The sequence below is a fragment of the Bacteroides stercorirosoris genome, from assembly GCF_900142015.1.
Taxonomy (GTDB): domain Bacteria; phylum Bacteroidota; class Bacteroidia; order Bacteroidales; family Bacteroidaceae; genus Bacteroides; species Bacteroides stercorirosoris.
The window spans coordinates 40,034-53,110 of the sequence record NZ_FQZN01000011.1 but is presented as its reverse complement, the minus strand read 5'-3'; the positions used below and the strand labels follow the sequence as shown (position 1 = coordinate 53,110).

At 40.7% G+C, this 13,077-nt stretch carries 6 protein-coding genes and 2 pseudogenes; 7 read left to right on the top strand and 1 reads right to left on the bottom strand.

What is annotated here, in order from left to right; translation table 11 throughout:
• Positions 1-32 precede the first annotated feature (32 nt).
• Positions 33-1,274, bottom strand: a pseudogene (locus tag BUC01_RS09850) (DUF2264 domain-containing protein).
• Between the two features lie 302 nt (positions 1,275-1,576).
• Here BUC01_RS09850 and BUC01_RS09845 point away from each other — a divergent pair.
• The 7 genes and pseudogenes from BUC01_RS09845 to mnmA all read left to right on the top strand — a co-directional run bounded on the left by BUC01_RS09845 (position 1,577) and on the right by mnmA (position 13,069).
• Positions 1,577-4,768, top strand: a complete 3,192-nt coding sequence (locus tag BUC01_RS09845; protein WP_025833436.1) for a SusC/RagA family TonB-linked outer membrane protein — start codon at positions 1,577-1,579, stop codon at positions 4,766-4,768.
• A gap of 11 nt (positions 4,769-4,779) precedes the next feature.
• Positions 4,780-6,522, top strand: a complete 1,743-nt coding sequence (locus tag BUC01_RS09840; protein WP_025833438.1) for a RagB/SusD family nutrient uptake outer membrane protein — start codon at positions 4,780-4,782, stop codon at positions 6,520-6,522.
• 24 nt (positions 6,523-6,546) lie between these two features.
• Positions 6,547-8,004, top strand: a complete 1,458-nt coding sequence (locus BUC01_RS09835; RefSeq protein WP_175560876.1) for a LamG-like jellyroll fold domain-containing protein — start codon at positions 6,547-6,549, stop codon at positions 8,002-8,004.
• Positions 8,005-8,153: 149 nt separating this feature from the next.
• A pseudogene (locus BUC01_RS25850) lies at positions 8,154-9,727 on the top strand (sugar-binding domain-containing protein); the annotation flags it as partial.
• 58 nt (positions 9,728-9,785) lie between these two features.
• Positions 9,786-9,971, top strand: coding sequence for a beta-galactosidase small subunit-related protein (locus BUC01_RS25845; protein WP_310592459.1), 186 nt, complete (start codon positions 9,786-9,788; stop codon positions 9,969-9,971).
• A gap of 659 nt (positions 9,972-10,630) precedes the next feature.
• Positions 10,631-11,905, top strand: a complete 1,275-nt coding sequence (locus BUC01_RS09815) for a uracil-DNA glycosylase family protein (RefSeq protein WP_073313561.1) — start codon at positions 10,631-10,633, stop codon at positions 11,903-11,905.
• A gap of 84 nt (positions 11,906-11,989) precedes the next feature.
• Positions 11,990-13,069 carry a tRNA 2-thiouridine(34) synthase MnmA gene (gene mnmA / locus BUC01_RS09810; RefSeq protein ID WP_073313651.1) on the top strand — a complete coding sequence of 360 codons (1,080 nt, stop codon included), beginning with the start codon at positions 11,990-11,992 and terminating at the stop codon, positions 13,067-13,069.
• Positions 13,070-13,077 lie beyond the last annotated feature (8 nt).

Here is a 13,077-nt window from a genome sequence, read left to right as displayed (position 1 = left end):
TATTTATTTTTAGTGATTTGTTTGAATTCCTTTTATTTCTCGTTACGTAGTGAGTGATGTCCGTCGATAGGGAATGGTTTACCACTCCATGCTTTCTGGGAAGTCCACTCTGCTGCTTGATCGCTCCAGAAGGGATGGGTAACAGGCAGAGCTAATGGCATAAATACCAATGCAGTCATATAGAGACTACCATTATTGGTGTAGTAGTTAGCCAGTTCTGGCTGGTGTCCGGCAAAACCTAGCCTAAGGAAATTTTTATCATCGAAATTCCCTTCTATACTAAACATATTCCGCATGACTGTACTCAGTGCACTACGCACCTGCCCGTTACTTAGCTCTTCTGGTAATCCATATTTCCAGCTAGCTAATGCCAACGTCTGGAAAGCTCCCATGCGATATATCACTGAACGTCCGAAGGCAGGATAAGTTCCTTCCGGTGAAATCAGGCGTTCGATGAAAACATTGAACCGTTGCATACGGCAAATAGCCAGTACAGTGCTGACGGGAGTCTGAAACTTTTTTGCTTTGCAAACTTCTAATATTTCCACATACATGGGATGAATGACATAAGAATTGTAATAATCTAAAGCAAATTCCGGCCCGTCTGAATACCAACCGTCACTTAAATACCACTCGTTGAGTTTGTTCACTGCCACAGTAAGTGCAAACCGGTCGGCTTCCTCGCCAATCGAGAGTAAAAAAGCTTCGGTCATGGCACGGAACAACAGCCAGTTATTGTAAGCTGGGCGGATGACACGCAATCCTTTGAAACATTGGATGTAACGTTGCCGGGTGGTTTCATTCAACAACTTCCAGGTGGCATCTGGCGCACGAAGAAAACTTTCGGCAATGTAGGCTGCGTCTACCAGAATTTGGGTTGGTCCTTCCCATAACAAGTAATCCGGGCTTTGGGGATCTACAGCATTCTTGTATGCTTGTAGTGTTCACTCCTGCAATTGGCGGCGTTGCTGCCCTTCGGCTGTATTATCTGCAGGTAGTGATAACCAGGGAGAGATGCCTGCCATTAGCCGTCCAAAGGCCTCCATGTAGGCTACGCGTTTATCACGTCCATCCCATGTGGGGCTAAGTTCCAACTGCATATTCTTTTGCAGTTCACCTTTACTCATGTTTTCCAAAATGGGTTGTGCTATCTTATAACAGAGGTCAGCCCATTGTTGTCTGTCACTTGGAGGTTCTTCCACTTTTCTTTTTGCAAATGTGTCTCCCAGAAGGCAGAAAGAAAAGACGGCTAAGAGGATAATTCTTGTTTTCATATATAATAATTGCTTTTAATGGTTTGTTTCTTTTTTGAAATATTATTGGTGCAATATTAGTGCTATTAAATAAAACTGGATTGTAGTTATTGTACGGAATATATATGATTATTGTCGAAGATGATTTTTACAAAGATGTGACATTGAAATAGGAATGACATGTATATCTATGAAAATTTTCCTGAATCCTATTAAAAATGTCCACGGATAATTTTCATTGTATCTTTGGACGATTTGGATAATGCCTATAAGGTGAAAAGGCGTAAACTTGCAGCGTTAATAACAACTAATTTTTAATACTTATGAAAAGAAAACTCAAGCATTGCAGCTCTCTCCCCAAAAGAATGGTATTGGGGGCATCGCTAGCTTTAATTGCTACCGGATCATTATGGGCGACAGGAGTCAGTTCAACGTCACTCCATACTGATATAGTAGAGAGTATCACACAACAAAAAACGATTAAAGGCAAAGTACTGGATGTACAGGGTGAATCGATTATCGGTGCTAATGTAATTATAAAAGGTACGAGCAATGGAGTCATTACAGATATTGATGGAAATTTCACGCTTGACAATGTACAGGTTGGCAGTGTTATTCAGATTTCTTATATTGGATATCTGACTAAAGAAATTAAGATTACCGGCAATATTACGGAACTGAAAATTGCTTTGACGGAAGATGCACAGTCGCTGGATGAAGTCGTAGTTGTAGGATATGGTTCTGAAAAGAAGGTAAATCTGACGGGCTCTGTCGCCAATATCAATATGGCAGAAATGAGCGAAAGTCGTCCGATTACAGATGTATCACAGGGATTGGCGGGTATGGCTGCCGGCGTGCAGGTTACTTCCAGTTCAAACAAACCGGGTGATAACACGGCGTCTATAATGATTCGTGGTCAAGGAACTCTGAATAATTCGGCGCCACTTGTCATTATTGATGGAGTAGAAGGTTCATTAAACAGCGTGCAACCTCAGGATATTGAGAATCTATCGGTTTTGAAAGATGCTGCATCAGCAGCTATTTATGGTTCGAGAGCTGCTAATGGTGTTATTTTGATTACTACACGCAGTGGCAAGCAGGGTAAGACGAAAGTTGATTACAATGGCTATCTCTCTTGGGAATCTGTAGGAAAAACCTTTGATTTAGTGTCTAACTATGCTGATTACATGGAATTGATTAATGAAGGTTTTTCCAATTCAAACTTGCCAACCAAATACTCGGATGATGCCATCAAATTGTGGCGTGCCAATGAAGGAAAAGATGCGTTGAAATATCCAAATACAAGTCTGATGGATGAGTTGTTTAAAACATCTTTGAGTAATAACCATAGTATTTCAATTAGCGGTGGTTCGGATAAAGTTAAGTTTTATACTTCTTTTGGCTTCCTGCACTCACCGGGGGTGATGGATAATTCTGGTTATAAAAAAACGCAAGCACGCGTTAATCTGGACATTGACGTAACTTCCTGGTTGAAGATCGGAACTAATATTAATGGATATGTATCTTTTACGGAGCAGGGTACGAATAAGATGGAAGATGTTTTCACTTACGCTGCCGCTACTTCTCCGGGTATGGTGTTTCGCGCTCCTGATGGTCGGTTGGGTTCTGTGAATAATGACCAGGACGATGCTCAGAATGCAGCCAATAATCCTATTTATCGTTTATATAATACTGCGGGAGATATCCAAGAACGGTATGTGAAAAGCCGTTTTTACGGAACATTGACTCCTTTCAAAGGATTTACGCTGACTGGATCATTCAACTATATGCATCGTAATAAGACGGATGATTCTAAACCGGTATTTCTGGAGCAATGGAATTTCCTGAACGATGTGGTGGCTTCTACAGGCATTGGTAAAACTCACATCATGAACAGTGATTACAAATGGAATGATTATCTGATGGATGTGACTGCTGCTTATCAGAATAAGGTTTCCAAACTGGACTATAGCGTTATGGTGGGAGCCAGTCAGGAACTGTTTCGCTATAAGTGGTTCAAGACAACCAAGCAGGACTTACTGGATCCGGGACTGGGAGTGATTGATGGCGCTACCGGAGCTGCTTCGTCTTCAGGTAATACGGTGGAATGGGTGATGCGTTCTTACTTTAGTCGATTGAAATTGAACTGGGATAACAAGTATCTGTTTGAAGTGAATCTCCGTGCCGATGGTTCTTCCCGTTTTATAGAGGGTAACCGTTGGGGATATTTCCCTTCAGCTTCCGCTGCCTGGAGAATCAGTGAAGAACCTTTTGTGAAAGATTTCTCGGAGAAACTGACATTGAGTAATCTGAAACTACGCGCTTCGTATGGTGTGTTGGGTAACAATGCGTTGAGAAGCAAGAATGCAGATATTGAAGGTAATTATGATGCCCAATCTTTATATTCGGCATCCAACTATATCCTGAATAATAATATAGCTACCGGAGTGGCTATGCAGGCTATTCCCAATGGAAACCTGACTTGGGAAAAGACGAAAATCTTTAATGTAGGGGTGGATTTCGGTTTGGCAAATAACCGTTTTACCGGTACGGTCGAGTATTTTCACAAAAAGACGGAAGATATCTTGATCGACCTTCCGGCTCCGCTTGTGAACGGAAATGCAACTATCCCAAGACAAAATGCAGGTATAGTGGTGAACAAAGGTGTGGAAATTAGTTTGGGCTGGCAAGATAAGATAAAGGATTTCTCTTATTTCGTGAACGGTAATATCACTTTTATAAACAACAAGGTAACCAAGTTCAAGGGCAATGAAAGTGCTATTACTAATGCTGATATGATTAAAGAAGGTTATTCGATAAATGTTCAGTATGGCTATGTTGTTGACCGCATTGTGCAGACACAGCAGGATTTGGACTTTGTGCAGCAGTTAGTGGATAATACTCCGATTGATCCAAGTACAGGCAAGCCTAAAAAAACATTTCCCTCTAATCGTCCGGAACTGGGAGACTTGCTATATAAAGATTTGAATGGTGACGGTGTGATTAATGATGATGACCGCACGATTATCGGTAATGGAGCTACTCCGAAGTGTACTTTTGGTGTGAACCTGGGAGGGGCTTATAAAGGTTTCGATTTCTCTGTTCTCTTACAGGGAGTCACCGGGGTGGAAACTTATTGGCTGGATAATTATTTTCGTCCGGTTGTTCGCCACAGTTATCAGCTCAACAAGAAGATAGCAGATGGCCGTTGGTATGAAGGTATTCAGGGCTCAGCCCGCTATCCCCGCTTACTGGAATTCAGTGATAACAGGAATACATTGATTAGTGACTTCTGGATTCAGAACAGATCATTCCTTAAAATTAAGAATATCCAGTTAGGATACACCTTTACGAAAACGGCGTTCCCATCTCTGCCTATAGAGCGTGTGAGAATCTACGGTAGTTTAGAGAACTTCTTTACGTTTACCAAATATGATGGTCTGGACCCGGAAGTATCTGGCGTCGACTACCCTTCTATGAGACAGGCTGTTATTGGAGTTAATCTTTCATTTTAAATTGATGTTTTATGAAAAAGTATAGAATATTATTAGGTGCATTTGTTGCATCAATGTGCTTGAATAGTTGTTATGAGCTGGATAGGTATCCGGCTGACCAAATAAGCGATGGCATTTTCTGGCAGACGGAAACCCATGCCAAACAAGGAATGATGGGAGTATATGCGGCTCTTAGAGAAGATAATGCTTTTGGGATGAGATTTGCCTATGATTGTATGTCAGATATAGGTGTGGGGTATGATTCTCAGGGCTTTGGCCCGGTTATCTTAGGTACTTATAGTGATCGGCATGCCTTGGTGGAGGATAAATGGAAGTCACTTTATGACGGGGTGATGAGAGCCAATCTGGTGCTACAGAAGGTACCTGGGATAGAAAGTATGAGTGAAGAACTTAAAAGCCAGTATTTGGCAGAAGCCAGATTTTTGCGTGCCTTGTATTATTTCGAACTCTATAATTTCTATGGAGCACTGCCGCTGTATGACGAAAGTGTAAACTTGAGTACAGATTATAATGACTTAAAGAAGCCCAGAAGCTCTGAAGAGCAAGTCGTGCAGTTCATCCTTGCTGACTTGGATGCTGCCGTCAATAGTAATCTTCCTGTAAAGAGGATACAAGATGACTATGGGCGCGTGACATTGGGAGCCGCTTATGCGTTGCGTGGAAAAGTATATCTGTATACGAAAGAGTATGCAAAAGCCGCCAAGGACTTCGAGGAAATTATATTGGATCCGTCGGGCAGAGGATATAATTACTCTTTGTATGCTGATTATGCTAAGTTATTCACTCCGGAAGGCGATCAAAGCGATGAAATGATTTTCGCTATTCAGAACTCAGGAGGTGTAGGCAAGGATTATGGTATGCCAATGACTTTCTATATGGGCAGCCGTGCTACGTATGGCAGTTGCTGGAATGTGGTGCTACCGTCCGCTACGCTGGTGGGCATGTACGAGTATAAGGATGGCAAACCTTTTGATTGGGAAGAAGTTATTCCGGGATTCAGCAGTACGGACGTGAAGGACAAAACCTTTGTATCGGTACTTGCAGAAGGAGGTAAAACGGTTGCATCTTATCCCGAATACAAGGACAAGTTGCTTGAAATGTATCCGAAACGTGACCCGAGAATGAGTGAAACCATCATTATGCCTTATACCACTTATCCGGGATGGGTAAACAATCAGCCTAAGACTTGTGAGTTTATAATTGCCCGGAATATAGCTCCGAATGAAACAAATGGCTTCATTCGGTTGAGCCCTGCCAGAACAGAGTCGTATATTTTCCGGAAATTCGTACCCGAAGGCAATATGAATGGAGCGATAAATAATAGAGAACATACTCCTATTAACTTTCCGATACTCCGTCTGGCAGATGTGTTCCTAATGTATGCAGAGTGCAAGAATGAGTTGAATGACCAAGCTACGGCAGTAGAATATATTAATAAAGTGCGCCAACGCCCTTCTACCAATATGCCTGCTATTAACAGTGGTCCTGCATGGCTGAAAGCTTCTTCTAAAGAAGAGGTGTTGACACGCATCAAACACGAAAGAGCCGTTGAACTTATTGCAGAAGGACATCGTTGGTTCGATCTTCGTCGCTGGGGCATTGCCTTGGAAGTATTGCCGGGAGACGTATACGGAATAACCGGACGAAGACTGGTAACTCGCGTATTCACAGAGAAAGATTTGTTGTGGCCCGTACCGGGAGTGGAAATTGAAAGGAATCCGGATTTGAAACCTAATAATCCGGGATGGAATTAATAATTGAATTAAAAATACATGTTTATGAAAAAGTTAAAGATGTTATTGGGTTTATTACTAGGAACGATGATATTGACATCATGTTCTTCTGATTTATTGAATACTAACGTTGACGGCCCTATGACCAGAAGTATTCTTTCTACTGACGATTTTGGTCAAACAATGATTTTGGGAGCCCATAAGTGCAATGATATTGTTAAGTTACAGGATGCTGTCGATTATGGAATAAGCAATTTTGAAGTGGATATTCATGTTTCCAGAGAGAGTGGTACTCCTGTTTTGATGATTGGGCATGAATTGGAAACTTCAACAGGCCAAACTTTTGAGGAGTATATGGATGATCTTCTTGTAATGAAACCTGATTTTAATTTTTTATGGCTTGATTTTAAGGATTTGAGTACGGATGAGAATGAAGCGATTATTCGTGAAACCTTGTATCGCTTAGACAGCAAATATAATATAAAGCATCGTGTTTTGGTTGAAAGTCGTTATATTACGCATTTGACCTCATTTGCAAATGATGGATGGCATGTAAGTTTTTACTCTACCTGGAGTAGTCTGGTAGGAAAAACCGAACAAGAACAAAAGGAAATTTGTGATGGTTGGCTGAAATCTATGCAGGAAAATAATGTTGACGGAATAAGTTTTGATTCTGACGTCTATCAGGCTATGAAAACGAACTTTGAGAATGCGCAAGTCAATAACAGGCCTGTAAGACAATATTCGTGGAATTATAGAATCTATTATAATGAACCGGACATTTATGAAAAAATAAAGAAATACAGTCATTTGACCGTTCTTATAATAGGTTTTCCTAATGAAGAAATTCCGAAATTAATCATGGATGTACAATTTGCAGATAAGGGGATAGCTACTAATATGAATGAAGAAATTTCTTCTTTGCCCATTGTAGAAGGAACGACGAATGCCATAGAAACACGTTGGAATAGTTCGTATGAAAAATATGAGGCTGTTTTTGATGGAAGTAATTTCTTCTATATTCCTTATAGTAAAGAAGATGCTATTGGTAAGGCTATGAAAGGGATGTTTTCTATGGAAATCCTGTTTTCCCCTGATGGAGGAGTAAATCCATTCTCCTCAATGGAAAGCGGTGGATTGGGGTATGAAATTACCAGCGGTAATCAACTGGCATTTTATTATAGGGCAAATAATAAGTGGGTATTGCCAAATAATAATTTTCAGACTCCCATTCAATTAGGAAAAGATATTTATTACCATGCTGTTGTTACATACGATAAAACAACTTTCAGGATGTATATTAATGGTACTAAAGTGAAAGAAGTCAAGGTATCCGGCACATTTAATTTCCCAAAGAAAGACCAAGCACCTGATTATCTGTTAGGAATTGGTGGCGATTATCGTGATACGGCTACTCCTTCAATACAAAATCCTTTCATTGGAAAGATTGTATATGCTAAATTGTATAAAGGAGTATTGAGTAACTCAGATATAACCAATTGAATCAATAGGTTTTAGATAATGAGATTATAAATGTAGGAATTTCCTGATTGTATTCTCATACTGAACAAGTAGAAGAATCTGTAAGCATTCAAGTTTATGTATACAGATTCTTCGTTTTGTTTATAACTATAAAATAAATTACTATGAAAATGTTTATCAGACTATTTATATGCTTGTTTTTTCTGGGAGGCGGTGCATTAGCGCAGGATATTTCTCCTATCCTTAAATTTGGGCTGTTTGCCGATACACAGTATGCAGACTGCCCATCGGAAAATGCACGATTTTATAGGCAGGCATTGCAGAAACTGGATACTTGCATCAATTATTTCAATCAGCAGAATGTCCAGTTTACTATTAATCTGGGGGATATTATTGACAGGAAGAACAGTGATTTAAAAAAGATAATGTCCTCTCTCACTCATCTTAATAATGAGATTTATCATATTACGGGTAACCATGATTATAAAGAAGTGACAGATAATTCTGTTCTCTACCGACAGTTAAATATGCCTTCTGAATATTATTCGTTCAAGAAGCAAAATTGGGTTTTCATCATGTTGAACACCAATGAAGTGTCAGCTTATGCTAATGTAACGGGAACTGAAAAAGAACAGGAATTGGCTGAGATGCTGGAGCAAATAAAACAAACCGGAGGAAAACAAGCCTACAGATGGAATGGAGGAATCAGCAGAAAGCAGATGAAATGGCTGGATGACTTGTTGGTAAAATGTGAAAGGAATCATAACAATGTGCTGATCTTTACACATCATCCGCTTTATCCGCAGAGTGAATTTACGGCTTTAAACAATATGGAAATTTTGAATACGATTTCGAAATATCCATGTGTAAAAGCTGTATTTTCAGGACATCATCATGCCGGGGCATTTGGATATTACAAAGGAATCCCGATGATTACCCAGGAAGGCATGATAGAGACGGAAACGCAAAATGCATACTCCACAGTAGAGATTACTCAAGATTCTATTCTTGTGAAAGGACGTGGGAGAGTGCCTTCGCGTTCATTCAAGTACTAGCATCTGCCTTATTGGAAAGATATTCAGACGACTTCTGTAAATACGGAAAATCCCCGAACTTCTTTTATGACGTATGCCAATCGTGCGCAGGCTATGACCGGGTGGTATGAAGAAAGCCCGTATTATAAACTTTTGATTGGTATTTGGAAATTCTATTATGTGGATTCCTATAAGGAGCTTCCGGCTGATATCGTGGATACTACGGCTACTGTGGTCGGATGGAAGAGGATCAAAGTCCCAGGGAACTGGGAGTTACAGGGTTATGGAGCTGCCATCTATACTAATCAGTGTTATGAGTTTCGATCAAGTAATCCGCAGCTGCCTCAATTGCCGGAAGAGAATCCGGTGGGTGTTTATCGTAAGGAGTTCACTCTACCAACCGATTGGGAAGGGCGTGATGTTTATTTGTATATTACAGGTGCCAAGTCAGGATGCTATGTGTATATAAACGGGTATGAAGTAGGTTATAACGAGGACTCTAAGAATCCGGTGGAATATCTGATTAATAGATATCTGAAATCAGGCGAAAATACACTTGTACTGAAAATATTTCGTTGGAGCACCGGCTCTTATATGGTGTTTTCCGTTTGGCCCTTGATTTAAAGAATCATAAGGACACTAATGCCAACCTGGCTATTGGGTATGAATTGATTGACCACTTAGGCAGAGTGGTTGTTACCGGAGAAAAAAATGTGTCTATGAAATCGAAAGGTATGGTAAGAGTTGATGCGTAAAGATTTTATGTTTATGACGAAGCCAATATCGAAAGTCACGGCATGCGCTATGATTTACGAAAAGGTGGTACATTGCTGCATTGATATGAAACAAATGGAAGTAGGCGGGTATGACAGTTGGGGAGCTATCCCCGATTCACAATATCTTATTCCTGCTAACCAAGAGTATCGGTGGGGAGTGACGATTGTGCCGATGTAATCTTTAGTTTGCCATAAGTTATTAACGCTTATGGCAAACTCCTTTTGTTTAAAGTAAATTTGTATATCCTATATAATTCCTTCCTCTTTCAATCCTTTTTCTTCTTCCAGAATTTCAGGTGTCAGTAGTTCTATGGGGAGGTAATCCGAGAGTCACTTGGCCCGGATGCTCGAATCCTTTGCTGGTCAAGGCAGTCTGAAAGGTACCGAATCCCCGTATGGTGACCGATTGTCAATTGGAATTTCCTTCCTTTCTGCACCGTTATAATAGACACAGAGACAATACTGTTTCTATACGATCCAATAAAAATGCACGTACATCACTATTACCTTTCCCCCATAAAAAGCTTGCATATCTACTGAAGCGTGACTACCTTTACTGCTCAAGATGCCATCTTGTGTTGTTCAAGATGGTATGTTATGCTGAGCAAGATGCCATCTTGTGCAGCAAAGCAAAGGGGCTTCTGGTTCTCAAGGTAAGAAGTTGCAAGTGTCATGACCCTATGCTACTGACATTGAGAAGCATAGTTTCCTTTCCAAGTGGTATGAATCTTTTCACCACAGAGTACACAGAGTTTTTTAGGCTTCTAATTCATAGTTAATTATAACATCTGTGCTCTCCGTGTCCTCTGTGGTGAAATAATTCTTTTTTCATCAGAAATGGATGAATTTCAACTTCTGATTTGCATTAAATATAAAAAAAGTCTTTGTAACTTTGTTGTTGATGGAAGTATCCATAAATATATTTTTGTAACAGTTATGAGTTTAAAAGATGGTTTGAAAGCTTGGGCAGCTCGTACGGTCGGCCTGTATCACAACTTGGCAATGACGGAAAAAGACTGTAATTTAGCATTTTATACCCAGACGAATCTGACAGAAGTAGAGAAGTATCCTGAATTGCTTGTCTTGGCAATCAATCCGGGATCAGGTGGTCCTTATTTTAGTGAATCTGGTAAAAACAATGGGCAGGTTGATAATAAGATTTGGAAAGAGTGGGGAATTAGGGATGGCCACATGGATGGAGACACTTTACTGAAAGGCAATGCTTTCTGGTGGGAACGGGAGAAATGGCATTTGTGGAAGAGGCTTCGGATCATATTGAGTCATTGGAAAGAACATGTGTCTTTGTTGGATGATGAGCATAGGTTTGTATTTACTAATATGATTCTGTTTAATACAAGTAAAGCAAAGGGACTTCCGAAAGTTGCTTTTGAAAAATGTCCTCAGAGCACCATTGAGCTCATCAAACTTTTACAGCCCCGGAGGATACTTTGTTTGGGGAGAAAAGATTGCTTTCAGCTACTGTGTAAGCATACAGGGGTACTCCCTACAGAACTGATCCCATCGGAACTTTCTTATGGAAGGTGGAATAATATTCCTGTCTATGGTATTCCCCACACCAGCAAACGTTATTCTTATGAGGAAATGAATCTTATCGGGAAATGTCTTGGTTATATGTTCGAACATGAAGGTGAGATGTTTACTTCGGATAATATTCAGAAACGCTTTATTACTGAAATAGAACAATGGAAAGGACGCAAATCAAATTCAAGTCTTTCGGCGAAACTTTCGGTGGAAGTGAGTAAAGGTATAACTTCAAGATTGCTGGAATTGGGCATAGAGAATTATGATACAAAACATCCGGAAAGATTTTTGCTTCCTGGAGATCTCAACTTGTCAGTAGCGAAACAAGGGTATGTTGCTATCCGGCATAAGAGTTATTCCCAACAATATACTAATGAGAGTACATATTACTATCAGCAAGAACTGATAACATTACTTGAAAAATATCAATATGCCCCTTCTCGCGTGTGGTTAGGGCAAAAGTATTTTAAAAAGTATGGATATACCGTTCAAGAGGTGATTGATGGAATTGTGGGAGAGGTAAAGGAATTGTGTATGGAAATAAGTGTATTAGTTCGGCCACTTGTGTGAAGTCATGTGAAAAAGGTATGCCTTTTCTGTTTCTTCTGCCCGAAATCATCTATTTTTGTAAGCTAATTGAATGAACATCCTAAAATGAACAAACCTGAGAAGCGAGTATTGGTGGGTATGAGCGGTGGTATAGACAGTACCGCCACTTGTCTGATGTTGAAAGAGCAGGGTTATGAGATAGTCGGATTAACCATGTGGGTGTGGGGAGATGAACCGGTGGAAGCTCGGCAACTTGCCGATAGCATGGGCATCGAACACCATGTGGCCGATGAACGCGAGGCTTTCCGCAAAGTAATTGTGCAGAACTTTATTGATGAATATTGCCAGGGACGAACCCCCAACCCGTGTGTGATGTGCAATCCTACATTTAAATTCCGCATACTTACAGAGTGGGCGGATAAGCTTGGTTGCGCATTTATCTCTACCGGACATTATACCCGTCTGGAAGAAAAGAACGGGAATATATATATAGTGGCCGGAGATGACGATAAGAAAGACCAGTCCTATTTCCTCTGGCGATTGGGGCAGGATGTGCTGAGACGTTGTCTTTTTCCGCTGGGCACCTATACTAAGTTGCAAGTACGGGAGTATTTGCGCGAGAAAGGCTATCAGTTGAAGGCGGAAGAAGGGGAGAGCATGGAGGTATGTTTCATCAAGGGTGATTACCGGGACTTCCTGCGCGAACATTCTCCTGAAATAGACCGTGAAATCGGTCCCGGATGGTTTGTCAATTCCGAAGGAGTGAAGTTGGGCGAACATAAAGGTTTTCCTTATTATACCATCGGACAGCGGAAAGGTCTGGAAATAGCTTTGGGCAAACCGGTTTATGTGTTGAAGATAAATCCGCAGAAAAATACAGTGATGCTGGGCGATGCCGAACAACTACAGACTGAATATATGCTGGCCGAACAGGATAACATCATCGATGAACAGGAATTCTTCTCGGCTCCTGACTTGGCGGTACGTATCCGTTATCGTAGCAAACCGATTCCCTGTACGGTGAAAAGGCTGGAAGACGGGCGGCTGTTTGTACATTTCTTGTCCGAAGCATCAGCTATTGCGCCCGGGCAGTCTGCCGTGTTTTATATCGGAAGACGGGTAGTGGGCGGTTCTTTTATTGCTTCCCAGCGGGGTATCGGGCTGGTTATTGCAGAAAATAAATAAGTAATTAA

Excerpts from the sequence above, each read along its gene's own strand:
- BUC01_RS09815 (WP_073313561.1), top strand. The coding sequence starts at position 10,631 with ATGGATGAATTTCAACTTCTGATTTGCATTAAATATAAAAAAAGTCTT.
- BUC01_RS09835 (WP_175560876.1), top strand. The coding sequence starts at position 6,547 with ATGAAAAAGTTAAAGATGTTATTGGGTTTATTACTAGGAACGATGATA.
- mnmA (WP_073313651.1), top strand. The coding sequence starts at position 11,990 with ATGAACAAACCTGAGAAGCGAGTATTGGTGGGTATGAGCGGTGGTATA.
- BUC01_RS09840 (WP_025833438.1), top strand. The coding sequence starts at position 4,780 with ATGAAAAAGTATAGAATATTATTAGGTGCATTTGTTGCATCAATGTGC.
- BUC01_RS25845 (WP_310592459.1), top strand. The coding sequence starts at position 9,786 with ATGACGAAGCCAATATCGAAAGTCACGGCATGCGCTATGATTTACGAA.
- BUC01_RS09845 (WP_025833436.1), top strand. The coding sequence starts at position 1,577 with ATGAAAAGAAAACTCAAGCATTGCAGCTCTCTCCCCAAAAGAATGGTA.